This window comes from Amycolatopsis sp. DG1A-15b (assembly GCF_030285645.1).
Lineage (GTDB): Bacteria > Actinomycetota > Actinomycetes > Mycobacteriales > Pseudonocardiaceae > Amycolatopsis.
On sequence record NZ_CP127296.1, the window covers coordinates 1,598,669 to 1,622,475 of the forward strand.

Consider the following 23,807-nt stretch of genomic DNA (forward strand, 5'->3'; position numbering starts at 1 on the left):
TCGTCGGCATGCCCGCCTTCCCGGCGGCGGCCCGGGAAGCGCTCGCCGACACGCAGCTGCGCCGCAACCTCGCCCACGCCACCGGCACCATCCGCGCCAAGCGCGCGGCCGTCGTCGGCGAGGTGGCCGAGTGGGAGGAACTGCGCCTGGCGGGCGCCGCGATCAAGGACAACACCCTGCTTCGCCTCGACGAGCACCTCCTGACCCTCGAAGCGGCGTTGCAGGCGCGGGGCGCGACCGTGCACTGGGCGCGTGACGCGCGGGAAGCCTGTGACGTCGTCGCCCGCATCGCGCGCGATCACGGCGTCGACGAGGTCGTCAAGGTCAAGTCGATGGCGGCCCAGGAGATCGGCCTCAACGAGGCGCTCGCCGAGCACGGCGTCACCGCCTGGGAGACCGACCTCGCGGAGCTGATCGTGCAGCTCGGCGACGACCTGCCCAGCCACATCCTGGTGCCGGCGATCCACCGCAACCGCGCGGAGATCCGGGAGATCTTCCGCCGCGAGATGGCCGGCGCGGGCCGTCCGGCGCCCGACGGCCTCACCGACGATCCCGCCGAGCTGGCCGGCGCGGCCCGGCTGCACCTGCGCGAGAAGTTCCTGCGCGCGAAGATGGCCGTCTCCGGCGCGAACTTCGCCGTCGCCGAAAGCGGCACCCTGGTCGTCGTCGAGTCCGAGGGCAACGGCCGGATGTGCCTGACCCTGCCCGAAGTGCTCGTTTCGCTGGTGGGCATCGAAAAGGTCATCCCCACGTGGGGTGACCTCGACGTGTTCCTCCAGCTCCTGCCGCGCTCGAGCACCGGGGAGCGGATGAACCCCTACACGTCGACGTGGTCGGGCGTGACCCCGGGCGACGGGCCGCAGGAGGTGCACGTGGTGCTGCTCGACAACGGCCGCACCCGCGCGCTCGCCGACGAGGTCGGCCGGCAGGCGCTGCGCTGCATCCGCTGTTCGGCGTGCCTGAACGTCTGCCCGGTGTACGAACGGACCGGCGGCCACGCCTACGGCTCGGTCTACCCGGGCCCGATCGGCGCGATCCTCAACCCGCTGCTCAAAGGCGTCGGCGTCGACGAGCAAACCGATTCGCTGCCGTACGCGTCCAGCCTGTGCGGTGCCTGCTTCGAGGCGTGCCCGGTGCGCATCGACATCCCGGAAGTCCTGGTGCACCTGCGCTCCCAAGTGGTCGACGCGCATCGCGGCGGACCACCGAAACCCGAGGCGGTGGCGATGAAGACGGCGTCATGGGTGCTCTCGGACGCCCGTCGGCTGGGCCTCGCCGAGCGCGGCCTGGGTGTCGCGAACCGGGCCCTGACCCGCTTCGGCCGCCGCCTGCTCCCCGGCGGCCGCCGAGCTCTGTCCCGCCTGCCGTGGCCGGGTTCACTGTGGACGAACAGCCGCGACCTGCCGGCGCCGCCGCGTGAGTCGTTCCGCGCCTGGTGGCGGAAGCGATGACCGCGCGCGAGGAAATCCTGGCGGCCGTCCGCGGCGCGCTGCGGGAGGCGGACCGGACCGAAGCCGTGGTGCCACGCGGGTACCGCTCGGACGTCGCGGACGTCGCCGCCCTGTTCGCCGAGCGCGTCGTGGACTACCGCGCCGCCCTCACCCGGTGCACCGCCGCCGAGCTGCCGGACGCCCTCCGCGCGGCACTGGGGCCGTCGCGGAACGTGCTGGTACCCGACGGTTTCCCGGTCGCGGTCGACGGCTCGCCGCCGCCGGCGACCACGGCCGGGCTGGCGGGGTTCGACGCCGTCGTGACCACGGCGGCGCTGGGCATCGCGACCACCGGCACGATCGTCCTCGACCACGGCCCCGGCCAGGGCCGGCGGGCGCTGAGCCTCGTGCCGGACGTGCACGTGTGCGTGCTCCGGGCGGAGCAGATCGTGCCCGGCGTCCCGGAGGCGGTGGCCGCGCTGGACCCGGCCCGCCCGCAGACCTGGATCAGCGGGCCGAGCGCCACCAGCGACATCGAGCTGACCCGGGTGGAAGGCGTGCACGGGCCGCGGACCCTGCACGTCATCGTCGTCACCGAGTGACCGAAGGCGGCCCGGTGAGGTCCGGGTGAAGTCCCTTTCGGACGCCTGATTCTCGTGCGTGGCTGCCACGAACGAGTCAATGAGCGCGTGGTGGGCGGGCTGCGGGAGTCACTCGATCGTGTCGCGAGGTGGAAAGCCGGACCGGCCCGGCAGTAATTTCTGCTTCCGCGCTGCGTAGAACGCTGCCTTGGCCACGGACACCTCGACGGCGGCACGGGCCGAGGCCATCGAGCCACCGCGAATCGGCGCCTCGCGCGGAAACGGAATGGGAGTCGACAGCAGAGTGACCGTCACCGAAGAGATCACCACGCTTCTGCACCGGAACTTCGGCATCGAACCCGCGGACGTGCGGTTCGAGGCGTCGTTGCACGACCTGGGGATGGATTCGCTGGCCCTGGAGGAACTGCGCGTCCTGCTGGAGGAGCGCCTGGACATCGACCTCGAAGACGTCCAGCTGACCTCCCGGGAAACCGTGGGGCAGCTGGCGACGGCCGTCGACGAGAAGACCGGGCGGTGACCGCGCCTCCGGCAGCGGCGGTGACCGGGCTGGGCCTGGTCACCGCGGCGGGCGTCGGTGCCGGCGCCGCGTGGCGGGGCGTGACCCGGTCCGGAGCCGCCCCGGGAGTCCGCCACCAGGCGGAACTGCACGGGTTGTCCTGCGATTTCATGTACACCATCGACGATCTCGACACCGAGAGCGTGCTGGGCGTGCCGGCCCTGCGGATGATGGACCGGTTCTCCCAGCTCGCCGTGATCGCGGCCAGGGAAGCGGTGGCCGACGCCGGGCTCGACACCTCGGTGTGGGAAACGGACCGGGTCGCGGTCGTCATCGGGTCCGCCCACGGCGGTCTTCCGTTCTACGACCGGCAAAGCGCCGTCCTCGCGGAGAAGGGCGTCCGGCGGGTTTCGCCGAAACTCGCGCCGATGACCACGGTGAACAGCGCCGCCAGCAGCGTGTGCATGGACCTCGGTGCCCGGGGCCCGAGCCTGAGCGTCTCCACCGCGTGCTCTTCGGGCACCGTCGCGATCGGGACCGCGTTGCAACTGCTGCGCGCCGGTGCGTGCGACATCGCCATCGCCGGCGGCGCCGAATCGGTGTGCTCCCGCTTGCTGATCGCCAGTGCCTGTCAGATGCGGGCGGTGTCCACCCGCCGGGACGACCCGTCGACGGCGTGCCGCCCGTTCGACGCCGACCGCGACGGGTTCGTGGTGGGGGAGGGCGCCGGTCTCGTCGTGCTGGAGCGGCCCGGGCACGCCGCGGCGCGCGGTGCGCGGATCCGGGCGGGCATCGCGGGGTACGGCGCGTCCAGCGACGCGTACGCGGCCGTGGCGCCGGACCCCGAAGGCGCGGGGATCGAGCGGGCACTGCGGACCGCACTGGCCGACGCGGGTGTGACGGCGGCCGAGGTGGGCCACGTGAACGCCCACGGCACGTCCACCGTGATGAACGACCTGATCGAGGCCACCGTGCTGCACCGGGTGCTCGGCGACCGGCCGTTGGTGACCTCGACCAAGGCGATGACCGGACACGCGCTCGGCGCGGCAGGCGGCATCGAAACCGCGCTCACCGTGCTGGCCCTCGAGCGGCAGCTGGTGCCGCCCACGGGCAACTTCCGGACCCGGGACATCCGGATCCCGGTCGACGTCGTCGCCAAGGAAGCCCGGCCGGCCGCGTTCGACTGCGCGGTCAAGACGTCGATGGGCTTCGGCGGCCACAACGCCGCCCTCGTCCTCACGAAGAGCTGCTGAGCCCGGTTCCGGAGCAGAAGGAGATCATGCGCGAGGAAGTGGTCCGCCCGCTGACGCTCGGCGGAACGCGGTTCAGCTACCGGCTCCTCCGGCACCCCGGCCCGCGGACGGAACCGGTGATCGTGCTCGGTGGCGGGTTCCAGGGCAGCCGCGGCTGGCCGCACATGGAGGACCGGATCACCCCGGTGGCGGACTTCGTGACGGCGGACCTGCCCGGCGTGGGCGCGTCCGATTCCCTGCCACCCGGGGCCGGAACGGAGTTCGCGGGCGCGGCGGTCGACCGGATCCTCGACGACCTCGGCGCACCGCGGGTCAACCTGTTCGGCTACTCCTACGGCGCGGAACTGGCCTTCGGCTGCGCCCAGCGCCATCCGCACCGCATCGCGCGGCTGATGCTCGGCGGCGTGGTCTCGCACACCAGCTCCGCCCAGCGGGAGTCGTTGCGGCTGGCGGCCGGTCACCTCGCGCGGGGCGACACCGAGAATTTCGCCGCGGTGGCCGCGCGGATGCAGCTGTGCCTCGACGAGGACCGCCACATCCCCCGCCGTTCCCTGGTGTACCGCTACGTCAAGCGCTCGATGCTCCACGTCGCCGTCCACGTGCCCGACGTGCTGGACTACCTGCAGCGGTCGCTGATCAGCAGCCCGTCCTTCGACGGCGGCCTGTCCGGGGTGCCGGCCCTGGTGTTCACCGGGGAGCACGACTCCATCACCGACCCCGAACGGCAACGCGCCTTCGCGGCCACGATCCCGGGCAGCCGCTTCGCCGCCATCAAGGATTCCGACCACTGGGTCGTCCTGGAACGCGCCGCCGACGTCGCCGACCTGACCGTTCGCTTCTTCACCGACCAGCCTTGGGACGCGGCCCCGTACGTGGCGCATCCGCCTTCGTGAGCCCGTCCGCGGTGAGGGTGAGGTGCCGCGTCAGCTCCTCGGCGGCGGCATCCGCATCGCGGGCCAACGCCGTCTCCTCGAGCCGGCGGTGCTCGGCGAGGTGATCCCGGCCGGGGCCGTGGTGCGCCGACCAGCGGCGCGCCAGTTCGCTCGCGGCCCACAGCCGGTCGAACGTCTCCAGCAGGACCGGATTCCCGCAGCCCGCCAGCAGCGTGCGGTGGAAGACCCGGTGGGCTTCCGACCACGCCTCGCTGTAGTACTCGCCCTCCTCGGGGACGAACGCCGGGGTGCGGGCCAGCCGGTGGTGGGCGGCCCGCACGTCGGCCTCCCAGCCGACGTCACCGCGTTCGACGGACAGCCGCAGCACCATCGGTTCGATGGTCCGGCGGGCTTCTGCGATCTCCTGCCAGCGGCGGTGGGAGAGGGCCGGGACGGCGAAGCCGCGGTTGGGCAGGCGGTCGGCGAGTCCGTCGCCGACCACGCGCACGAGCGCCTCCCGCACCACCGCCAGGCTGACGCCCTGCTCCTGGGCGAGGTCCTGGGGTTTGAGCGCCGCACCGGGGGCGTGGTCGCCGCGCATGATCGCGGCCCGGATGTGGGCGTAGACGCGTTCGGAGAGCATCCGCGGGGCCGAAGCGTCGGCTGGGGGCGTGGTCCGAGTCACCGGACCAGCATAGACGATCGTGGCAATAATCGATTATTGTTGCTATCGTCGATCTGGCGGCGGCTGGTCGCCCCGCGACCCGATCCGAGAGGAACGCTTTGAGCGTCAACGATCCCTTCGCCCGCCTGCCCGAGGCGGCGCCCTTCACCGTCACCAGCACCACCATCACCGACGGCGGCGTCCTGCCGCCCGGGCAGATGTCGGGGCTGTCCGGGGTCCCCGGTGGGGAGGACAGGTCCCCGCAGCTGTCGTGGAGCGGTGCCCCGGACGGCACCAAGAGCTACGCCGTCACCGTTTACGACCCCGATGCCCCCACCGGGTCCGGGTTCTGGCACTGGGCGGTCGCCGACATCCCCGCCACCGTGACCGGACTTCCCGAGGGGGCCGGCGACGACACCGGCTCGGGCCTGCCGCCGGGGGCGGTCCAGTTGCCCAACGACGCCCGCACGGCCCGGTTCCTCGGCGCCGCGCCGCCGGCCGGCCACGGCCCGCACCGCTACTTCGTCGTGGTGCACGCCCTCGACGTCGAGTCCATCGGCGTCCCCGCCGACGCCACCCCGGCCGTCCTCGGCTTCACGATGGCTTCGCACACGCTCGGCCGCGCGGTCCTCACCGCGACGGCGGAAACGCCGGCGGCCGGCGAACGCGTCGAGGTTTCCCGGCTGATCCCCGCCCCCGCCGGCGCCGTCTTCGCGGTGCTGACCGACCCGAAGGGCCACGTCGACATCGACGCGTCGGGAATGCTCATGGACGCCGAAGGCGACCGCGTCCGGCGGCCCGGTGACCGGTTCCGGGTGCACATGGACCGCGAAGCGCTGGGAGACTTTCCCCTGGGCAAGTACGACGTCGAGGTGGTCATCACCACGCTCGTCCCGGACGAGGAAATCGCGTGGACCGTGGAAGCCGGGCGCGGGCCCCACGTCCGGCACGTCTACGGCTACCGGCTCGAGCCGGCCGAAGGCGGCACCCTGGTCACGTCCTATTACGACTGGTCGCAGATCGACGAAGGGTGGAAGCGGCGCAACGTCTTCCCGATCGTGCCCGAGTCCGCCCTCAAGGCCACGCTGGGCATTCTCGAGCGCACCGTCCGCCGGCGCGGCGTTTAAACGTCACTTTCGGTTGATTCTTCGCCGCATTCGAATTGCTGGCCGTCCCGATTTTGCCGACACTCGGGGAATGGAGAAGACGGCTTCCGAACCCGAGACGCTGCCCGAGTCCGACGTCCGGTTCCCGATCGTCCTGCGCGGCTACGATCGCCGGCAGGTGGACGAGTACGTGCGCGTCGCGGAAAAGCGCGTGGACCGGCACGAGAAGGCGCGGCGGGTCGCGGAGCGCCGGCTGGCCAAGGCCCAGGTGCCCGCGCCCCGCGCCCCGGAACCGGACGACGCGGCCGGACTGGGCCGGCGGATCGAAAAGATCCTGCAGGTCGCGAAGGCCGAGGCTGCGGAGATCCGGGAACAGGCCCGCAAGGAGGGCGCGGAACTGCGGGCGGCGGCGGAGAAGGCGGTCGCCGAGGCGGAGGCCGCTCGCGCGGAGACCGAGCGCGCCGCCCAACGGGACGCGCAGCTGATCCTTTCCCGCGCGGAAGAGGAAGCCGAGACCATCCGGGCGGCCCACCGGGCGGTGCTGGACCGGCTGGGCCAGATCGTCGGCGTCGTCGAAGAGGTGCGCGAGCGGTTCGGCACCGAGGCCGAGGAGGAGAGCCCGGCCCCGGTGCCGGAGGCCGCGGACGCGGTGTCGTCACTCGCGTGACCGGTGGCCGCCGAAGCAGGTGACGCTCGCCGAAGTGATCGCGCTACGTGGCAGCACTCCAGCGGTGGATGGCGAACCGGCTGCCGTCGCGGCGCACTCGGGCAGCGCCCGGCCCGCCGAAATGGGCCGGGACGACGAGTTCGCCGGTGTCCGCGGCGCGTTCGAGGATCGCGTGCCGGGTGGTGGCGGCCTGGTGCGGGTCTTCGCAGAAGCAGCTGCTGTGTTCCGGCGCCAGGATCTGCACCGGGCTGTGCAGCAGGTCCCCGACGAACACGGCCCGATCGCCGCCGGACGACACGCGCAGGACCGACGAGCCCGGGGTGTGGCCGGGCGCGGCTTCCAGCGTCAGGTTCCGGTCGAGGCGGTGGCTGCCTTCCCACAGCACGGCCCGGCCGAGCACGGGGGCGACGCTGTCGGCGTAGACCCGCAGGCTGCCGTCGCGGCGGAGCTGCTCGTGGGGCGTGCGGGGAGCGGGGCGGCGGTGGGCGTTGCGCGGATCGAAGTACACCTGGTCGGTGCGGGGGATCAGGTAGGTGGCGTGGGGGAACGTCGGCACCCATTCGCCGTTGCGGAGTTCGGTGTTCCAGCCGACGTGGTCGTAGTGGATGTGCGTGTTGACGACGACGTCGACGTCCTCCGGTCGGACGCCGGCCGCCGCCAGCCGGTCGAGGAAGGGCGTCGCCAGGTGGTCGAAGAGCGGGATCTGCGGCCGGTCCCGGTCGTTGCCGACGCCGGTGTCGACCAGGATCACCCGCCCTTCGCTGCGGAGCACCCAGGTCTGCACGGCGCCGCGGTAGCCGCCGGTCTCCGGGTTCCAGTGGTCGGGCGCGAGCCAGCCGGCGTTGTCCGTCCAGAGCCGGGGCGGGCTGCCGGGGATGACGGACCGCACGGGAGCGATCTCGCCTCGCCACTCGATGACCCTCAGGACTTCGACTTCGCCGATGTGCATGACTCCACGCTAAGCCACATGTCTGAGCTGATCGATGCGTCAAGTGCTCGTTCTGATGCTTGATCGTCTCAGGGCTACGATGGCCCGGTGGACGTGCTGAGTGACGCGATCGCCGCGGTGCGGATCGGCCGGCCCGTGTCGAACCGCCTCCGGGCCGGTTCGGAGTGGTGCTACCGCTTCGCGCCGTACGAGGGCGCGGGCTTCCACGTGCTGCTGCGCGGCAGCGGCTGGCTGCTCCCGGACGGCGGGGAGCCGGTGGCGCTCGGCCCCGGCGACGCGGTCCTGGTTCCGCACGGCGGCGCGCACACCCTGTCCTCGACGCCGGACGCGACCGGCGCGGTGCCGTTCGAAGCGGCGGTGGCCGAGCCGGCGGGCCGCACCGAGTTCCTGTGCGGCAAGTACCGGCTGTCCCACGCGCGGCGGCACCCCTTGCTCGCGAGCCTGCCGGAGGTCGTGCACCTGCCCGCCGAGGTCGGGCGGCGCGCCGAACTGCGCGCGGCCATCGACCTGCTCGGCGGCGAGGTGAGCGACCGGCGGCCGGGCTCGGCCACGGTCCTCACCGGCCTGCTGGACCTGCTGCTGGTCTACCTGATCCGCGCCTGGCTGGCCGACCACCCGGGCACCGGCTGGCCGCAGGCCCTGCGAGACCCCGAAATCGCCGCCGCGCTGGAAGCGCTGCACGAGCACCCCGAAGCGCCGTGGCGGATCGAGGACCTGGCCGCCCGGGTGGGCCTTTCCCGCGCGACCCTGGCCCGCCGGTTCACGGCGCTGACGGGACAGCCGCCCATGGCGTACTTGACGTGGTGGCGGCTCACGACGGCGGCGCGCCTGCTCCAGGACACGGATTTTCCGCTGCCGTCGATCGCCGCCAAGGTCGGTTACGCCTCACCGTTCGCGTTCTCACACGCGTTCAAGCGGCAGTTCGGCGTCGCGCCGGGCGGATTTCGGACCGGCCGGTGACGACCGCGGTCCTCCGTCCGCGGGCAAAAGGGTCGGCGCACGCCGGCCTCATCAACGAATGATCCCCCCCGTCGGTGTCGCCTGGGGGTCTCAGGGAGCGGATGGCTGTCGGCCGGTGCGGTGTTCTGGACGGCCAGCAGGTGGGCGATCAGCGCGTCCCGTGAGGGGAAGTAGCGGTAGGCCGCCGGTGCGGACATCGCCATGCTCCGCATGGCGGCGCCACGGTCCGGCGCCGGTACCGGCGGCCGGTCAGGCCCTGGTGCGCGTCGAAGCGACCGCCGTGTCCTTCGCCGAAAGCGCGATGCGCCGCGGCCGCTACTTCGGCCAGCCCGCGTTCCCGTTCGTGCCCGGTTACGACCTCGTCGGGGTCGTCGAGGCGGTCGGTCCGGACGTGGACCGCGCGCTGATCGGCAAGCGGTTCGCCGCGCTGACCAAGACCGGCGCCTGGGCCACGGCCGTCCTCCTGCCCGCCGCCGACCTGGTGGCGGTGCCCGACGGCGTGAGCGCGGAGGAGGCGGAGACGCTGACGGTCAACGGGCTGACCGCCTACCAGATGCTCCACCACGTCGCGAAGGTGCAAGCCGGGCAGACCGTTCTCGTGCTCGGCGTCGGCGGCGGTGTCGGCACCCTGCTGGCCCAGCTCGCCCGCCACACCGGCGCGCGGGTGATCGGCACGGCGAGCCCGCGTCACCACGAGGCCCTGCGCGCACTGGGTGTCGAGCCGGTCGACTACCGGGATCCCGACGTCGCGGCCCGGGTCCGGGAACTGGCTCCCGGCGGCGTGGACGCCGTGTTCGACCACCTCGGTGGCGCGAGCATCTCCCGCTCCCACCGGTTGCTCAACCGCACCGGAACCCTGGTTTGCTACAGCATCGCGAGCAAGCTCGACGACCGCACGCCGGTGGTGCTCAGCTTCCTGAACGCGCTGACGAAACTGACGTTCTGGAACTACCTGCCCACCGGCAAGCACGCGAGCTTCTTCGACGTGTGGTCGGGCGCGGGCAAGCCGGACTCCGCCGAGCGCGACGCCTTCCGCGCCCGGATCCGCACCGACCTCACCCACGTCTTCGGCCTCCTGCGCGACGGCGTGCTCACCGCGAAGATCGCCGCCCGCTACCCGCTCACCGAAGTGGCGGCGGCCGTGGAACTCTCCGAGTCCTCCGCGCGAACCGCGCTGGGGAAGATCGTCCTCTTGCCGCAGGCCGGTTCCTGACTTCCCTTCTTCCGAGGGAGTGCGGCATCGTGAAGATCACCATCTCCGGCGCGTCCGGTCTCATCGGCGGCAAGCTCGCCGCCCGTCTCCGTGACCGCGGCGACGAAGTGACCGTGCTTTCCCGGTCCGCGAGCACCCCACCCTCGACGTGGCAGTGGGACCCGCTCGCCGGACCCGCCCCGGTCGCCGCGCTCGCCGGCCGGGACGCCGTGGTGCACCTGGCGGGCGAACCCCTCGGTCAGCGCCTGACCGGCGAGGTCAAGGACCGCGTCCGGAACTCGCGCGTGGCCGGCACCCGCAACCTGGTCGAGGGGCTGCGTGCCGTTCCCGGAGCGGAGCGGCCCCAGGCCCTCGTCTCCAGCTCGGGCGTCGCCTACTACGGCCCGCGCGGCGACGAGGAGGTCACCGAGCAGGACCCGCCGGGCGGCACGTTCCTCGCCGAGGTTTCCGCCGCGTGGGAGCAGGAAGCGGCCAGGGCGGCCGAGTTCAGGGTCCGCGTGGTGCGGATGCGCACCGGCGTCGTCCTCGATGCTTCGGGTGGCACGGTGAAATCGCCTCGTGGAGCGGCGCCTACAACGGCACGGCACCCGAACCGGTCACCCAGCGGGAGTTTTCGAAGGCGCTGGGCCGGGCGCTGCACCGCCCCGCCGTCCTCCCGGTGCCCGGGTTCGCTCTCAGGGTGGCGCTCGGCGAGCTGGCGGACATGGTGACCACCGGCCGGCGCGCGGTGCCCCACCGCGCGCTCGACGGCGGCTACCGCCACGCGCACCCGCGGCTGGCGGAGGCGCTGACTTCGGCGTCGAGCTGACAGCGGCAGTGCCGATGGTCCCTTCCGCCGGTGACCGACGGCCCCGGCATCGATGGCGTTCGCCAGCAGCGGCGGCGAACCCCTTCCGATTGGCTGGGTACCCCACGAACCAGCGACCGGAGGCTGCCATGGCTCACCGTCCCGTACCGGCGAGCGACCTCGCCGAGGAGCTCCTCGGCGTCGGCAGGCCCACCCCCGTGCCCGGCATGAGCCGCGCCACGGCCCGGAAATCGGCCAGGGCCCGGGGTGCGGCGCTCGGCGCGGCCGCGCGCCGGACCGTCTCCTGAGGCCGGCTGTGGACGACGGGAGAGGCACGGTCGGGGTCGAGGAGGAGTTCGTGCTCGTCGACCCGCGGTCGGGGGCGACGGCCGCGGCGGCACCCCGTGTCCTGGCGCAGCTGGCGGACGAGCCGGGGGTGATGGCGGAGTTCCTGCGGTTCCAGGTGGAGACCGCGACCGAGGTGCACCGGTCGCTTCCCCAGGTCCGCGCGGACCTGATCCGGCTGCGGCACCGGGTGGCCGAGGCCGCGGAGCACGTCGGCTGCGTCGCGCTGGCCACCGGCGTGGCCCCGTTCGGGAGGGCGTCGCAGGTGACGGCCGATCCTCGCTTCCGCACGCTGGCGGCCCGGTTTCCCGCGCTGGTCGGCGAAGCGGGCACGTGCGCCTGCCACATCCACGTCGGCGTCCCCTCGCGAGCTGCCGGGGTGGCCGTGCTGACGCGGCTGCGGCCCTGGCTCGGTGCCCTGCTGGCGGTCAGCGCGAACTCGCCGTACGTCGACGGCCTGGATTCCGGGTGGGCCAGCGCCCGGTACCCGCTGTGGTCGCGCTGGCCGACGGCCCGCCCGCCGGGCGAATGGCGCGACGTCGGGGACTACGACGCGGCGGTCGAGGGTGCCATCCGGCGCGGGCAGGCGCTCGACGCCCGCAGCGTCTACTTCTACGCTCGCCTGTCCCCGCGGCACCCGACCGTGGAGGTGCGGATCGCCGACGTCTGCCTCGACGTGGCCGACGCGGTGCTGCTCACCGGCCTGGTGCGGGGCCTGGTCGTGACCGCGCTGGCGGAACAGCGCCGCGGGGCGCCACCGCCGCGCGTGCCGGACGCGCTCGCCGAGCGGGCGTTGCGGGCGGCCGCGAGGTACGGCCTCGCCGGACCGGGCGTCGACGGGCTGACCGGCACCCCGATGGCTCACGAAGAGCTGGTCGAAGATTTGCTCGCCTACGTCCGGCCCGCGCTGCGGGCGATGGGCGACCTCGACGACGTCCTGGCCGCCTGGTGCGCGCTCCGGTCGCGGGGAGGGGGAGCGGAGCGGCAGCGGGCGCTGCGCGCGGAGTCGGGCACGCCGGCGGAGTTCGTCGCCCACCTGGCCGCGGTGACCCGGGGCGAAGACCGGGAACGGGAGGCGGCCCAGTGAAGACCACCGCCCATCCCGGGGCGTTCCACGCCTGCTCAGCGACCGAGGTTGCCCGCGCAAGCCGGGCCGGGACCGGTGCTTGCGCCAGTTCCACGACTCCCTCAGCTACGTGCTAATGCCGGCCGGCGTGGTGACCGGGCGGCTACGTCGACGCCGGGATCATCGGCGCGCTGTCCACGGCCGCCGCGGTCCCACCGCGACGGCGCCTCGCGGCTCGGTTCAGCGCAGCGGCAGCGCGAACTCGACGTACGGCCCGGTACCCCGGTGCTCCGGGTCCGGAACCAGCACGCCGCGCACGCCGCCGGACGCAGGGCGATGGTGTTCCGAAGCCCACGCGAACAGTGCCCCGACCGCGACCTCGACCTGGCTTCCGGCGCTCCACGGACCGGGAGTCTCCTGCCGGACGAACGCTTCCTGGTGCGCGGGCTCCGTGCGCAGGGTCAGGTCGGGGAACCCGGCCGCGATCTCGGCGGCCCCGTCCTCGGGCACCGGCCAGCACCACTCGACCGGGCCGTCGCTGTCCCCGCTCACCTCGCCGTGGTAGATCGTGAACGGCGCACCCGCCGTCCCCTCGACCCGCGGAACACCGCCCCGGCGCAACCGGTGGATGAACAACTCCCGGGTCATGGGCTCCAGTTCGTCCTGGTTCACCCTGCTGATCACGCTGAGCACCCGTCGCTCCGGGATATCGCGGACAGTGACCTCGTACATGGCGGACTTCCTCCCGTGAAGGTGATCGACGAGGCGGCCCACCAGCACGCGCTGGGCGGCGTGCTCGGCTTCGGTCTCGGCCCAGTAGCCGCGGATCTCCTCGGCGGCCGCGGCCGGCTCCAGCGCCAGGATGGCCCTGATCCGGGCCAGCGCGACACCGGCCCGGCGCAGCGAGGCCACCAGACGTGCCTGGTCCAGCTGCGTGACCGCGTACCGGCGATAGCCGTTGCCCGCGTCGACGTGGGCAGGTATCAGCAAGCCGAGTTCGTCGTACAGCCGCAGTGCCTTGGGCGACAGCCGCGACAGTCGCGAGAACTCGCCGATACCGACCATGCTCATGGTGGACTCCTCGTCCCGGGCGGGTGCCCGGTCCCGGCCACTCTGCGGTTTCCCCCGGGGTGAAGGTCAAGGACCGGATGCGGCGGCGTCGCCGAGGACGACCGCGGGCAGCCACCGACCGGTTCCGCTGGGGCTTCGACCGGCTGCTCGACGGACTTGCCACGTACGCCGGGCCCGCTGACGCGTAACGGCCGCGGTGAGCAACGGCGCCACGGCTTTCCTGCGCGTCCGCTCCGCGGCGCACGGCCGAGCTGCCGACCCGCGGCGGGTTCAGCTCGGGAGGTGGCCGGACGGCGGGGGCCCGCCGTCCGGTCCCGCGAGACCATCGGCCGGGTCGAGGCCGAGGATGGCGAGCAGCGTGGCGCAGTCATCGGCGTCGTCCGCCGACGAGGCGACCATGCGGGCACCACGCCGGCGTTGCTCGGGGCTGAGGGCGAACGGGTCCGGCTCCCGGCGCGGGGCCACCTTCGGCTGTCTCATCGGCGTGGTCCCGGCGGGGCTACGTGAGGACCGGACCGCGCCGGGCGGCGGTCAGGTGCGGGACCGGCTTCATGCCGCTGCTCCCGTCCCCGGCCACGCGAAGCGGCCGGTGTGAGGCCCGGGGACGACGCGGATTCGGCCACCCGCGTGCGAAATGCTCTCGGACACTTCCGACGGTACACGCGCATTCCTCTCGAGCGCCGCAGCCGCGGGCCGGTCGTCACCCGGTGCAGTTGGGGACGGCGGGGACGCTGCCGACGCAGTTGTCGGGGGTGTTGGCGGTGATGGGGGCGTTGGTGGTGGTCATGGTGCCGCCTTGGCGGTAGACGCCGCCGGAGTTGCCCAGGAGCAGCAGTGCGTGGTTGTCGGTGATGGCGGTCTGGGTGAGGGTCGTGGCGGTGGAGTTGACGGCGGAGATTCCGCCGCCGCGGCCGGCGGTGTTGCCGGTGACGAACAGCGGGCTGCCGGAGACGCCCGTGACGGAGAGGGTGCTTCCGGTGAGGGTGACCGCGACGCGGTTGAGGATGCCGCCGCCGTTGCCGAGCACGTTGCCGTGGGTGAACGCGACTGCCGTGGTGAGGGTGAGGTTGCCGGTCGGGCCGACTTCGGCGATCCGGAACATCCCGAGGCCCGGCAGGGAGGCGTTGGTGACGGTGGCGGGGCCGGTCATCTCGATCGGGGTGGTGATCACCGGTAGCGCGTTGGCGGCGCCGCCGTGGTTGGTGGTGATGCCGTAGGTGCAGCCGCCGGCCAGGACGAGGGTGTCGGAGGTGGGGGTGGAGTTGGCCAGGTTCACCGCCGCGACCAGAGCGTTTTCGCTGCAGGCCACCGGAATGGTGATGGCCTGCGCCACCGGAGCCAGTGCGACCAGGCCTCCGGTCGCGACGGTGATTCCGAACAGGGCTCGGGCAATGGGACGGATATGTCGCGTGACGTCTTTTCCTGGAACGCAGGGGAACGGCACCGAGGTCCAGGGCGGTAACGGCAAAATCCTACCCTTTGGGCCGGGTGATCGATACCCCGCGCCCCCATATGGAGGTATTCGCAGTCGCTTGAAATGGCGCCCGAATCTGTTTGCTGTGACCGTGGGCACGGAATTCGGGCTGTCGTCGAAAGAGGCCGGTGAGCGGTCCTACGGCGCGCGATGTCGCCCTCCGCCGGTCCGGGGAGTTCGGCGGCCGCGTGGTTTCCAGGCCGGCGGTGCGGTAACGGCGATGACGTCCTGGTCGTCGACCCAGGAGACCGAGGGCGTGCGGCTGTCGTCGGCGATGACGGGGACACGGACGCCGCGGGGGCCGAACTCGGTCCGGCCGGCGAGGGTGCCGGTCTGTGGCGAGTGCGGATCCGTTCCGGTGAACGTGACTTGCCACCTCCCGAAGCTGAACGCGATCTGCCGTCGCGGCGGGCTTGGGCTCTCCGGCGCGCCGCGGTCCAGATCCTCTGCCGTCATCAGCTTCTCCTCGCACGGTGGTGCGCGCCACGCAGGGCGGGGAACGGCGGACGTGCCGAGGTCCGGGGCAGTCTGGGCAGCGTAGGCGCTTTGTGGCGTCCGGCAGGAAGAATCCCCCGGATGAGTGATCCACGGGTGCGGGCCGGCGGCGATTCAGTTCCGGGCACGTTCGTCGAAGCCGGGTGGCTGGGCGTCGACGATGTCGGTGGCCCGGATCAGGCTTGCCTGCTCGTCGGAGGCGGCCCCCTGCGGGCGGATGGGTACCCAGGTGGTGCTGGTGTGCTCGTCGCGCAGACTGTGCCCGGCGACCGTACCGATGTGCTCACGCCACAGCGGTGCCGAGCACGACGCCGGCCCGGTCCGACCGACGCGGCTGCGGTAGCGGACGAGCCAGCCGGGAGGGTAACCACCGCCGTGGCGCGCGGGCCAAGCCCGGTGCGTGCCGCCCGCCGTCTGGCCCGCACCTTGCCGATCGGTCCGCTCGCCGTCCACCGTCGCCCGCCTTCGCTCGCGGTGCACCGGGGTGCACGCCATCGATCGCCGGGGTCCGGGGCGCGGCCTTCCAGCCTAGGACAGGCAGCGCCGGGAGCGGTTCACCCGGGCGGGTGGTTTCCCGCGAGGCGGCCCGGCCCGGTCACGAGTGGTTCCTCCACAGTGGACGACAGGTCCGCAGAGCGCCGCTGGGCGAGCACGTGACGTGGCATCCATTGCGGACCTGAGATCGCGTGGTCGACCCGGCTACGTCAGCGGGAGAAGCGCCAGCGCCTCTTGCGCGTTGTGCTCGGCGATCCCCTGCATGACCGCGCGATCGGGGAAGTCCCCGTCGAGGAGACGCAGCGGGCCGGCCACCAGCGACAGGCGCATCGCGAGCAGGTAGAGGTCGAGCCGCCGCGGGTCGAGGCCGGGCCGGGCCAGTGCGGGGTAGTGCCTGCCGAAACGGAGCTGGAGGAAGACGTGCTCCCACTCGACGTCGAAGTACATCAAGCCTTCGATGTCGATCAGCACAGGGTGCCCCTCGGCATCGATCAGGACGTGGTCGGGGCCGAGTTCTCCGTGGATCAGCCCGTACTCCGCGCGAGGGCGCACCCGGCCGGCCAGTTCCCGCAGACGGTCGCGCAACGCGGTGCCGGCTGCCGCGATGCGCCCGTCGCGCCCGGCCGCCTCCTCGAGGTCCCGCAGAGCGCGGTCGAGGACCCGCCGCTCGCACGAGACCTCGGACACCGTTGCGCCCCGCTCCAGCAGGTCGACCCGGCCGTAGTGCCGGCCCGGCTGCCGGTGCATCACCTGGAGCAGCTCGGCGAGCTCGCCCAGGGCTTTCGCGGCACGCGTGTGATCGGTTTCGAAGAGTGCTTCGAGCGTTCCACCGGAGACGTCCTCGACCACGGCGACGTCCGCGGGGTAGCGGCGCCGGCTGTCATCCACCCGGTGTATCCGCGGGACCCGCGTCCCGAGCGCGGCCAACGTCCGCTGCGCGGCCGAGAACGTGGCCAGACCGGAGGCGGGCGCGAACGGATCGGCGGGGTGGGCCTCCTGCTCACCAGGCCAGAAGTTCTCGGCTTCGGCCCAGCTGTAGACGATCACGCTGGACGTGCGGGTTCCGTCGAGGCGGACCCGGTACACCCCCTTCTTGGTGCCTCCGCGCAACCGGTCCACCGCGACCACGCGGCATTCCGCACCCAGCGCGTCGCGCACCAGCTCCGACAGGCCTTCGATATCAGCGAATCGCCTCATCCGCGGAATCCACCGAACTCGCGCAGGCGACCACCACTACGCACCGGCCAGGCTCGCGACAACAGTCCTCACCGCCTTCGCCTCCGGAGCCTTCAGCTCGTCGAACACGGCCAATGCCTCCCGCAGCCGCGCGACACCGTCCGCGACGTCCACGGCTTTCAAAGCGCACCGCCCCAGCCCTTCGAGCGCTCGTCCTTCCTGCAGCCGGATCCCGATGGCTCTCGACTGGTGAAGGGCTTGACGATAGAGCTCGGCGGGATCGCCCGCTTCGGGCCACGCCAGGGCGAGGCCACCGAGGTTGTTGAGGTTTTCGGCCTGCCACGCCCGGTCGTCGCCGAACAGAACCTGAGCGCGCTTCAGGTACATCAGCGACAGCCTGAAGTTGCCACCCGCGTGGTGCAGCCGGCCGAGGTTGTTCAGGGCCACCGCCTCACGGGTTCGGCTGTCCAACCGGCTGTAGATGATCTGGGCGCTGCTGTAGCAACCATCGGCCATTCCGTAGTCGCCGCGTTCGAAATACATGCGGCCGAGGTTGTTGAGGGCTCTGGCTTCGGTGTACCGGTCGCCCAGCTCCCGGGACCGGGAAAGCACTTGATCGAAGATGTCGATCGCGCTCGCATAGTCTCCGCAGACGCCGTAAGTGCAGCCGATGCAGAGCAAGCTCAAGGCTTCGCCGAGCCTGTTGCCGAGCTCGACGTACAGTGCGAGAGCCCGTTCGCCGTCAGCTCGGGCGGCGTCATGCCGCCCGAGCCGGAACTGCACGCTCGCGAGGCTGACGAGTGCTCCGGCGATACCGAACGGATTCTCCAAGTTTTCATACAGCGCACGGGCGCGGGTGAGGTACTCGATCGCCTCCGGGTACTCGGAGAGCTCCATGCGGGCGAACCCGATTTCGGTCAGCGCCGCGGCTTCGCCGAGCCGGTCGCCGGACCTGGCGTACAAGTCCCGTGCGCGGATCAGGTCTCCGACCGCTGCGGGGTGGTCGCCGAGCAGGCTCTGCACCCGGCCCAGGTCCGCGCGGGTGGCTGCTTCATCCGTGAGATTGCCCGCCGCTTGTTCCGCGGCCAGCACGGCCTGGTCGATCCGGTGGGCGTCATGCCAGTATCCGTGCTGCTCGAGATAGGGGTGGAGCGCGACCGCGAGTTCCGCGGCCCGGTGCAGGTGGTCGTGGGCCGCGGCATAGGTGATGCAGGCACCGAGGTTGGCGCGTTCCGCGCTCAACCAGGCGATCGCCTCGCCTTCCGACTCGAATTCGTGGGTCCCCACCGGCGGCTGCGCGGCGATCTCCGGGCGCGGGCCGCGGGTGGCGACGAATCGAGTCGCCGACCTGACCGCGTGGAGATAGTGGTCGAGCAGCCGTTCGAAGGCTTTGTCGTCACCGTCTTCGCTACTGAGGGTGAGACTGTAGGCCCGGGTCAGATCGTGCAAGCGATAGCGACCGGGAGCCACTTCTTCCAGCAGGTGGTTGAGGTACAGCGCGTCGAGGTGTTCCCCGGTCGGTTCCCGGTCTTCGCCGTCGAGCGCCGCCGCCGCGCGGGCCTCGATCTGGGCGCCGGGATGGAGGCCGAGGCGGCGGAAGAGCCGTTTCTCGTTCGGGCTCAAGTCCCGGTAGGAGAGGTCGAACGCTGCCGCCACGGTTCGATTGCCCGCGCGGAGCATCGTGATCCGGTTGCGGGAGCGCCCGAGGTCGTCGGCCAGCTGCTCGGGCGTCCAGCAGGGGTGGTTCCGCAGCCGGCCGGCCGTGAGGGCGATGGCCAGCGGCAGGTACCCGCACATCGCCATCAGTTCGGCCACGGCCCGGGGATCGTGTCGATGCGCACCGGTGTAGCGCTGGAACATCGCGGCGGCGTCTTGCGGCGGGAGGGTCTGCAACGAGACCGGGCAGGCGTCGCCGACGGACTCGATCCGACGCCGGCTGGTGACCAGCACGAGGCTTCCGGGACTGCCGGGCAGCAGCGGCCGGACTTGCTCGTCGTCGACGGCGTCGTCGAGCAGCAGCAGGATCTTCCGCCCGGCCAGCTTCTCCCGCCACAACCGGGCACGATCGTCCAGGCCGACGGGAATGCCGATCGCGGGGACACCCCAGAGGAGCAGCAGCGAAGCCAGGGCGTCACCGGGATCCACGGGTGCTTGCCCGGGACTGTGGCCGTGCAGCTCGAGGAAGACCTGGCCGTCGGGGAAGTAGCCGGCGAGCCGGTAGGCGGCGCGGACCGCGAACGTCGTCTTCCCGATGCCCGGCATGCCGTCCACGACGTGGACGGCCATCCCCAGCGTGCCGTGGCCCGCGGCGGTGGACACCGTCGCGGTGAGCTCGGCCAGCTCCCGGCCACGGCCGGTGAAGGCCGGGAGGTCACGGGGCAGCGTGGAGCGGCCGCTCGTCGAGACCGGGAAGTGCACCGCTTCCGGCCGCCGTGGCGGTGGCTCGGCTTCCGCCGGAACGAGCTCTTCGGTACTCGGCGGATACGGGTGATCCGGCAGGCTGATCCAGCCGACGGTCACGGTCTCCTTCACGGCCACGTGCACCGGTCGAAACGTCGCGGAGTCCACAATCGTGCTGCTGCGGACGACTTCGTCGAAGAACCACGTCGAAGTGATCAGCGCGAGCGTCCCCGGCGATCCGGCCAGGGCGTTCTTGAGCTGAGGGGCCTCGATCAAGCGAAATGCCTGATTGATCGCGGGGCCGGTCGCTCCTTGGTCGTCGTAGGCGACTTCTCCCGCGTGAAGTGCCATTCGCAGCCGGATTCGCTCCTCCGCCCGGTGCGTTTCATTGTGCCGCCGGAGTTCCCTGGCGAGGGACAGCGAAAGAACTTCGACGAAGGGACCTTTGAGGACCTGCGCCGGCACGAGCACGAGAGTTCCGTCGCCGGTGCTCTCGTGCCTGCAGTCGAACCACGGCACCCCCGCCTCCTTGAAGGCTCGACGCAGCGCGAGGTCGAGACCTTGTCGAACCACCAGCCGGTGCGGTGTGGTCCTGCTCTGGTGACCGTAACCTTCGATATCCACCGCGAGGACCGTGCGATGGACGACCAGTCGTGAGTGCTCCATTTTCCCCCACACGCACTTGTCCAGGATTCGAGTGTATGGATGAGCCCCTCGGGGCGGCCATCCTGAAGTCGCCGAACGGCGCCTCGGAGCGGATGAATGGTCTCGGGTAAAACGGAAGTAAAAGTCAGCGGCGAGCGAAGTTCAACATCAACTGAGCGTGGCGCTCGTTGGCCGTTGGACAGCAATTCCGGCCGGCACGCCTCCGGAACGGCCGACGCCCACGGCCACGCGCTCCGGCCGGAGGCGCGCAAACGAACGCGACCGATGGGCCGGTAAACGGGTCTGAATGGCGCAATTTTCCTCGATGGGGAAACGGATGGGCCTGCATCGGCGACCTTCGACCGGGGAAGCTCATCGTGCCGGATGAGATCTTGGCAACCGGAAAGGAACGTCATGCGCAAACTGCGGGCCGGGTTGTCGCTCGTCACGGCCGGGCTCCTGAGCCTGGTGATGCCGGGCGTGGTCGTCTCGCCCGCGCGGGCGGATCCGGGTGCCGAGGTGGGTGTCGAGCGCCATCTCGACTCCGTCCGCCACGACCCGGCTCGGCTGCGGGCCTTCATGCTGGACCTGCCCAAGGGCGGCGACCTGCACAGTCATCTGTCCGGAGCGGCATCGACCGAGCTGCTGATCTCCCTGGCCGTCCAGGACGGGCTCTGCATCCACACCACGACGTTCGTCGCGGCGGCCGGGCCGTGCGGTGCGGGTCAGCGTCCCGCCGCGGACACCTCGTGGGATCCGGCTTTCCGCCGGGCGGTGCTGATGGCGTGGTCGATGGAGGGGTTCCAGGCGGGGCAGGGCGAATCGGGGCATGACCACTTCTTCGCCACCTTCGGCAAGTTCGGTGCGGTCACCGGCGCGCACCGGCTCGAGATGCTGGCCGACGTGCTGGACCGGGCCGGCCGGCAGAACGAGCAGTACCTGGAAACGATGCTGACCCGGCAGGGCGGCCCGCTTTTCGACCTGTCACAGCGCGTCACCTTCACCGAGGACTTCGCCGCGATGCGGGCGCAGGTGCTGGCCGGCGGCACGATGGCGGACGTCACGGCCGCCGCGACCACGGAGATGGACGCCGACACGACGCGGCTGCGGTCGCTGCTCGGCTGCGCCACCCCGGCCGCGTCGCCGGGGTGCGGGGTGACCCCGCGGTACATCCAGCAGGTCAACCGGAACAACCCGCCCAACGTGGTGTTCACGTACATGGTGTCGGCGTTCGAGCTGGCGGCGGCCGACCACCGCACGGTGGCGGTGAACCTGGTCTCGCCGGAGGAAGGCGAGGTCTCCCTCCGCGACTACCGGCTGCACATGCGGATGCTGGACTACCTGCGCGGCGTCTACCGCACCGGGCACATCACGCTGCACGCCGGCGAACTCGGTCCCGGCCTGGTCAAGCCGGAGGAGCTGACCTACCACATCCGGGAGGCCGTGCTCACCGGCCGGGCGGAGCGGATCGGGCACGGCGCGGACGTGCTCGGCGAGGACGGCTGGCCGCAGCTGATGCGCACGATGGCCGACCGGCACGTGATGGTGGAGATCAACCTCAGCAGCAACGAGCAGATCCTCGGCCTCTCCGGCCGGGACCACCCGTTCCCGAGCTACCGCGCGTTCCGGGTGCCGGTCGCCCTCTCCACCGACGACGAAGGTGTCTCCCGGATCGACCTCACCCACGAGTACCAGCGCGCGGCCACCGACTACCGCCTGCACTACCGCGACCTGAAGACCCTGGCCCGCACCAGCCTGGAGCACGCGTTCCTCGACGGCGCGTCCCTGTGGCGCAGCCCGGACACCTTCGTGCCGGCCACACCGTGCGCCCGCGACCGGCTGGGCGCACCCCACCCCGGCCCGGCCTGCCGGACGTTCCTCGCCGGCAGCCCGAAAGCGAGCCTGCAATGGCAGCAGGAAGCCAGGTTCGCCGCGTTCGAGCACCGTTACCGCTGAGCCCGGCACGATCTGGGGGAAGGAAATCCGTATGTCTTCATGGCGGCGTTGTGTTTCGATTCTGTTCCTGGTCCTCGCCTCCGCCGGCTTGGCACCACCCGCCCAGGCGGTGGCCTCCCACCGCGTGGTGTCCATCGCGCAGGCGCGAACCCTGCCGCCGGGCACGGTGGTCACCGTCGACGGGGTGGCCACGACCCCCTCGGGTGCGTTCGAGTCCAGCTTCTTCGACAAGGGCTTCGGACTGCAGGACCGAGGCGCCGGCATCTACGTCAGCGTCGCGGTCGACTTGGGGATCGCTCCCCGCAACCGGGTGCGGGTGACCGGCACGCTGCGCGACAGCTCCGGGTTGCTCATCCTCGTGCCCGGTGACCCGGCGGCCGTCGTCGTGCACGGCAACGGGGCCGCCGTCCGGCCGCGGCTGCTCGCCACCGGCGCCGTCGGCGAGAACTCCGAGGGGCAGCTGGTGCGCGTGATCGCCACGATCACCCGGGCGCCGACGCCGGATCTGCCGTACGGGACCAAGTTCGTCGTCGACGACGGCTCGGGCGAACTCACCATCTTCGTCAACACCCGGACCGCTATCGACCTCACCGGACTCACCGCCGGCCGGGCCGTCAGCGTGACCGGTTTCAGCAGCCAATTCGACACCCACTACGAAATCGACCCACGATTCCCGGCCGATGTCACCGCATGCCCATCGAGGAAAGGGATGTCATGAAAGCCGGCTACTCCGATCGCACCGATCAAGAATTCCTGAACGGCATGGTGGACAGCATCAACCGGCACCGGGCGAAGCACGGAGTCCCGCCCGTGGTCCTCGACCAGCAGCTCGTCGACTACGCCAAGGCCCGCGCCGAGCACGTCGCGGACAAGGGAGCCCTCGTCCACGACGGGACCGGGGACTACGGAGAGAACCTCTACTCGTCGAGTTCGTCCGAACCCGTCCAGGCACCGGCCACGGCGGCGAGTGACGCCTGGTACGCGGAGATCCGGTACTACAACTACGAGACGTTCGCCGGCAACGACCCGAAGAAGGCGATCGGGCACTTCACCCAGCTCGTCTGGAAGGACAGCACCAAGATCGGCGCGGGCCGCGTGTGCGGCAGCGCGGACAACACCTGGCACGACACCTACATCGCCGTGAACTTCTCTCCGGCCGGGAACATGTCGGGCGCGTACAAGGACAACGTCCTCCCGCCGGCCCAGTGACCGGAGCGGCCCGCCGCGTAACCCGGCGGTGGGCTGCTGACGGCCCGTGTCCGGACACGTTCGACGCCCCGTACCGGAACGCGGCTGCGAGGCGGTCGCCGGGGATGCGGTCAGGCGCCCAGTGCGGCTTGGTACTCCTTCGCCTGGTCCGGCGTCAGGAATCGCGATACCCGTACGAGGACGCCACCCTTGACGTAGTCGTACTCACCGACTGCGGGCAGTCCCTTCGCCACTGCCTGGATGAAGCTTCAGCGTGGTGATCTTCTCGCCGAGCGTCTTCGTGACATCGTCGGCCGTCTTCGGCGTGCTGGTTTTCTCGGCCGGGGCGATGACACCGGCCGAGTCGGTCGCTGTGGGGGACCCGCCGTTGTTGCTGTATGCGGCCAACGAGAGCGCAGCCAGCGCGACGGGAACGACCAGGATGCTACGACGGATGAGCACGAACCCTCCAGCGTGATGGTGGCCAACGCTGGTAT

Annotated in this window: 27 protein-coding genes; 17 read left to right on the forward strand and 10 right to left on the reverse strand. The window is 71.7% G+C overall.

The window, feature by feature from the left end; genetic code table 11:
• The first annotated feature begins 8 nt into the window (after nucleotides 1–8).
• Nucleotides 9–1,451 (forward strand): lactate utilization protein B, encoded by a 1,443-nt coding sequence (locus QRY02_RS07415; protein WP_285993789.1) that lies wholly within the window; start codon nucleotides 9–11, stop codon nucleotides 1,449–1,451.
• Complete coding sequence (locus QRY02_RS07420) at nucleotides 1,448–2,032, forward strand: LutC/YkgG family protein (protein ID WP_285990751.1); 585 nt, start codon at nucleotides 1,448–1,450, stop codon at nucleotides 2,030–2,032. The genes QRY02_RS07415 and QRY02_RS07420 overlap by 4 nt, the downstream gene beginning before the upstream one ends.
• 108 nt (nucleotides 2,033–2,140) lie before the next feature.
• Here QRY02_RS07420 and QRY02_RS07425 read toward each other — a convergent pair whose 3' ends face one another.
• Nucleotides 2,141–2,326, reverse strand: coding sequence for a hypothetical protein (locus tag QRY02_RS07425; protein ID WP_285990752.1), 186 nt, complete (start codon nucleotides 2,324–2,326; stop codon nucleotides 2,141–2,143).
• Between QRY02_RS07425 and QRY02_RS07430 the strand changes: the two genes are divergently transcribed.
• From QRY02_RS07430 to QRY02_RS07440, 3 genes are read left to right on the forward strand one after another with little or no spacing between them, the layout of a single operon-like run.
• On the forward strand, nucleotides 2,316–2,549 hold the full coding sequence (locus tag QRY02_RS07430) for a phosphopantetheine-binding protein (RefSeq protein ID WP_285990753.1): 234 nt from the start codon (nucleotides 2,316–2,318) through the stop codon (nucleotides 2,547–2,549). The two genes, QRY02_RS07425 and QRY02_RS07430, sit on opposite strands and share 11 nt — an antisense overlap.
• Nucleotides 2,546–3,781, forward strand: coding sequence for a beta-ketoacyl-[acyl-carrier-protein] synthase family protein (locus QRY02_RS07435; protein ID WP_285990754.1), 1,236 nt, complete (start codon nucleotides 2,546–2,548; stop codon nucleotides 3,779–3,781). The genes QRY02_RS07430 and QRY02_RS07435 overlap by 4 nt, the downstream gene beginning before the upstream one ends.
• Before the next feature lie 26 nt (nucleotides 3,782–3,807).
• Nucleotides 3,808–4,674: an alpha/beta fold hydrolase gene (locus QRY02_RS07440; protein WP_285990755.1), complete on the forward strand. Its 867-nt coding sequence runs from the start codon at nucleotides 3,808–3,810 to the stop codon at nucleotides 4,672–4,674.
• Here the strand turns inward: QRY02_RS07440 and QRY02_RS07445 are convergent.
• Nucleotides 4,622–5,296: a GntR family transcriptional regulator gene (locus tag QRY02_RS07445; protein ID WP_285993790.1), complete on the reverse strand. Its 675-nt coding sequence runs from the start codon at nucleotides 5,294–5,296 to the stop codon at nucleotides 4,622–4,624. The two genes, QRY02_RS07440 and QRY02_RS07445, sit on opposite strands and share 53 nt — an antisense overlap.
• A 140-nt stretch (nucleotides 5,297–5,436) precedes the next feature.
• On the opposite strand from QRY02_RS07445, the gene QRY02_RS07450 reads away from it, so the two are divergent.
• Nucleotides 5,437–6,444: a YbhB/YbcL family Raf kinase inhibitor-like protein gene (locus tag QRY02_RS07450; RefSeq protein ID WP_285990756.1), complete on the forward strand. Its 1,008-nt coding sequence runs from the start codon at nucleotides 5,437–5,439 to the stop codon at nucleotides 6,442–6,444.
• 70 nt (nucleotides 6,445–6,514) lie between these two features.
• Nucleotides 6,515–7,090 carry a hypothetical protein gene (locus QRY02_RS07455; protein ID WP_285990757.1) on the forward strand — a complete coding sequence of 192 codons (576 nt, stop codon included), beginning with the start codon at nucleotides 6,515–6,517 and terminating at the stop codon, nucleotides 7,088–7,090.
• 43 nt (nucleotides 7,091–7,133) lie between these two features.
• Here QRY02_RS07455 and QRY02_RS07460 read toward each other — a convergent pair whose 3' ends face one another.
• On the reverse strand, nucleotides 7,134–8,039 hold the full coding sequence (locus QRY02_RS07460) for an MBL fold metallo-hydrolase (RefSeq protein WP_285990758.1): 906 nt from the start codon (nucleotides 8,037–8,039) through the stop codon (nucleotides 7,134–7,136).
• 87 nt (nucleotides 8,040–8,126) lie between these two features.
• Between QRY02_RS07460 and QRY02_RS07465 the strand changes: the two genes are divergently transcribed.
• From QRY02_RS07465 to QRY02_RS07490, 6 genes are all read left to right on the forward strand, one after another.
• Entirely contained in the window at nucleotides 8,127–8,999 is an 873-nt protein-coding gene (locus QRY02_RS07465; RefSeq protein WP_285990759.1) for an AraC family transcriptional regulator, read from the forward strand.
• 259 nt (nucleotides 9,000–9,258) lie between these two features.
• On the forward strand, nucleotides 9,259–10,212 hold the full coding sequence (locus QRY02_RS07470) for a zinc-binding dehydrogenase (protein WP_285990760.1): 954 nt from the start codon (nucleotides 9,259–9,261) through the stop codon (nucleotides 10,210–10,212).
• A gap of 29 nt (nucleotides 10,213–10,241) precedes the next feature.
• A complete protein-coding gene (locus QRY02_RS07475; RefSeq protein WP_285990761.1) occupies nucleotides 10,242–10,922 on the forward strand; it encodes an NAD-dependent epimerase/dehydratase family protein in 681 nt (226 codons plus the stop codon).
• The gene (locus QRY02_RS07480) at nucleotides 10,916–11,020 is read left to right on the forward strand and encodes a DUF1731 domain-containing protein (RefSeq protein ID WP_285990762.1); all 105 of its coding nucleotides are present in this window, start codon (nucleotides 10,916–10,918) and stop codon (nucleotides 11,018–11,020) included. The genes QRY02_RS07475 and QRY02_RS07480 overlap by 7 nt, the downstream gene beginning before the upstream one ends.
• 128 nt (nucleotides 11,021–11,148) lie before the next feature.
• Complete coding sequence (locus QRY02_RS07485; RefSeq protein ID WP_285990763.1) at nucleotides 11,149–11,307, forward strand: hypothetical protein; 159 nt, start codon at nucleotides 11,149–11,151, stop codon at nucleotides 11,305–11,307.
• An 8-nt stretch (nucleotides 11,308–11,315) separates the two neighbouring features.
• Nucleotides 11,316–12,431 carry a carboxylate-amine ligase gene (locus tag QRY02_RS07490; protein WP_285990764.1) on the forward strand — a complete coding sequence of 372 codons (1,116 nt, stop codon included), beginning with the start codon at nucleotides 11,316–11,318 and terminating at the stop codon, nucleotides 12,429–12,431.
• Nucleotides 12,432–12,650: 219 nt separating this feature from the next.
• On the opposite strand, the gene QRY02_RS07495 is transcribed toward QRY02_RS07490, so the two are convergent.
• From QRY02_RS07495 to QRY02_RS07520, 6 genes are all read right to left on the reverse strand, one after another.
• Nucleotides 12,651–13,481: a MerR family transcriptional regulator gene (locus QRY02_RS07495; RefSeq protein ID WP_285990765.1), complete on the reverse strand. Its 831-nt coding sequence runs from the start codon at nucleotides 13,479–13,481 to the stop codon at nucleotides 12,651–12,653.
• Nucleotides 13,482–13,751: 270 nt separating this feature from the next.
• On the reverse strand, nucleotides 13,752–13,961 hold the full coding sequence (locus QRY02_RS07500) for a hypothetical protein (RefSeq protein ID WP_285990766.1): 210 nt from the start codon (nucleotides 13,959–13,961) through the stop codon (nucleotides 13,752–13,754).
• 220 nt (nucleotides 13,962–14,181) lie between these two features.
• Nucleotides 14,182–14,814: a hypothetical protein gene (locus QRY02_RS07505; protein WP_285990767.1), complete on the reverse strand. Its 633-nt coding sequence runs from the start codon at nucleotides 14,812–14,814 to the stop codon at nucleotides 14,182–14,184.
• Between the two features lie 750 nt (nucleotides 14,815–15,564).
• Nucleotides 15,565–15,903 carry a hypothetical protein gene (locus QRY02_RS07510; RefSeq protein ID WP_285990768.1) on the reverse strand — a complete coding sequence of 113 codons (339 nt, stop codon included), beginning with the start codon at nucleotides 15,901–15,903 and terminating at the stop codon, nucleotides 15,565–15,567.
• A 246-nt stretch (nucleotides 15,904–16,149) separates the two neighbouring features.
• A complete protein-coding gene (locus QRY02_RS07515) occupies nucleotides 16,150–17,142 on the reverse strand; it encodes a phosphotransferase family protein (RefSeq protein ID WP_285990769.1) in 993 nt (330 codons plus the stop codon).
• Nucleotides 17,143–17,178: 36 nt separating this feature from the next.
• Nucleotides 17,179–19,383 carry an ATP-binding protein gene (locus QRY02_RS07520; RefSeq protein ID WP_285993791.1) on the reverse strand — a complete coding sequence of 735 codons (2,205 nt, stop codon included), beginning with the start codon at nucleotides 19,381–19,383 and terminating at the stop codon, nucleotides 17,179–17,181.
• A 12-nt stretch (nucleotides 19,384–19,395) separates the two neighbouring features.
• On the opposite strand from QRY02_RS07520, the gene QRY02_RS07525 reads away from it, so the two are divergent.
• The 4 genes from QRY02_RS07525 (at nucleotide 19,396) to QRY02_RS07540 (ending at nucleotide 23,331) form a co-directional block, all read left to right on the forward strand.
• The gene (locus tag QRY02_RS07525) at nucleotides 19,396–20,178 is read left to right on the forward strand and encodes a hypothetical protein (protein WP_285990770.1); all 783 of its coding nucleotides are present in this window, start codon (nucleotides 19,396–19,398) and stop codon (nucleotides 20,176–20,178) included.
• 402 nt (nucleotides 20,179–20,580) lie between these two features.
• Complete coding sequence (locus tag QRY02_RS07530; protein ID WP_285990771.1) at nucleotides 20,581–22,122, forward strand: adenosine deaminase family protein; 1,542 nt, start codon at nucleotides 20,581–20,583, stop codon at nucleotides 22,120–22,122.
• A 31-nt stretch (nucleotides 22,123–22,153) separates the two neighbouring features.
• Nucleotides 22,154–22,840, forward strand: a complete 687-nt coding sequence (locus QRY02_RS07535) for a hypothetical protein (protein ID WP_285990772.1) — start codon at nucleotides 22,154–22,156, stop codon at nucleotides 22,838–22,840.
• Complete coding sequence (locus QRY02_RS07540; protein ID WP_285990773.1) at nucleotides 22,837–23,331, forward strand: CAP family protein; 495 nt, start codon at nucleotides 22,837–22,839, stop codon at nucleotides 23,329–23,331. Before QRY02_RS07535 ends, QRY02_RS07540 begins: the two co-directional genes overlap by 4 nt.
• Nucleotides 23,332–23,535: 204 nt before the next feature.
• Here the strand turns inward: QRY02_RS07540 and QRY02_RS07545 are convergent, their stop codons facing one another.
• Nucleotides 23,536–23,772 (reverse strand): hypothetical protein, encoded by a 237-nt coding sequence (locus QRY02_RS07545; RefSeq protein ID WP_285990774.1) that lies wholly within the window; start codon nucleotides 23,770–23,772, stop codon nucleotides 23,536–23,538.
• Nucleotides 23,773–23,807: the final 35 nt, after the last annotated feature.

Coding starts and splice junctions, on each gene's coding strand:
- QRY02_RS07500 (WP_285990766.1), bottom strand. CDS start 13,961: ATGAGACAGCCGAAGGTGGCCCCGCGCCGGGAGCCGGACCCGTTCGCC.
- QRY02_RS07460 (WP_285990758.1), bottom strand. CDS start 8,039: ATGCACATCGGCGAAGTCGAAGTCCTGAGGGTCATCGAGTGGCGAGGC.
- QRY02_RS07480 (WP_285990762.1), top strand. CDS start 10,916: ATGGTGACCACCGGCCGGCGCGCGGTGCCCCACCGCGCGCTCGACGGC.
- QRY02_RS07445 (WP_285993790.1), bottom strand. CDS start 5,296: ATGCTCTCCGAACGCGTCTACGCCCACATCCGGGCCGCGATCATGCGC.
- QRY02_RS07540 (WP_285990773.1), top strand. CDS start 22,837: ATGAAAGCCGGCTACTCCGATCGCACCGATCAAGAATTCCTGAACGGC.
- QRY02_RS07455 (WP_285990757.1), top strand. CDS start 6,515: ATGGAGAAGACGGCTTCCGAACCCGAGACGCTGCCCGAGTCCGACGTC.
- QRY02_RS07515 (WP_285990769.1), bottom strand. CDS start 17,142: ATGAGGCGATTCGCTGATATCGAAGGCCTGTCGGAGCTGGTGCGCGAC.
- QRY02_RS07485 (WP_285990763.1), top strand. CDS start 11,149: ATGGCTCACCGTCCCGTACCGGCGAGCGACCTCGCCGAGGAGCTCCTC.
- QRY02_RS07495 (WP_285990765.1), bottom strand. CDS start 13,481: ATGAGCATGGTCGGTATCGGCGAGTTCTCGCGACTGTCGCGGCTGTCG.
- QRY02_RS07535 (WP_285990772.1), top strand. CDS start 22,154: ATGTCTTCATGGCGGCGTTGTGTTTCGATTCTGTTCCTGGTCCTCGCC.
- QRY02_RS07440 (WP_285990755.1), top strand. CDS start 3,808: ATGCGCGAGGAAGTGGTCCGCCCGCTGACGCTCGGCGGAACGCGGTTC.
- QRY02_RS07520 (WP_285993791.1), bottom strand. CDS start 19,383: ATGCCGGGCATCGGGAAGACGACGTTCGCGGTCCGCGCCGCCTACCGG.
- QRY02_RS07415 (WP_285993789.1), top strand. CDS start 9: ATGCCCGCCTTCCCGGCGGCGGCCCGGGAAGCGCTCGCCGACACGCAG.
- QRY02_RS07530 (WP_285990771.1), top strand. CDS start 20,581: ATGCGCAAACTGCGGGCCGGGTTGTCGCTCGTCACGGCCGGGCTCCTG.
- QRY02_RS07420 (WP_285990751.1), top strand. CDS start 1,448: ATGACCGCGCGCGAGGAAATCCTGGCGGCCGTCCGCGGCGCGCTGCGG.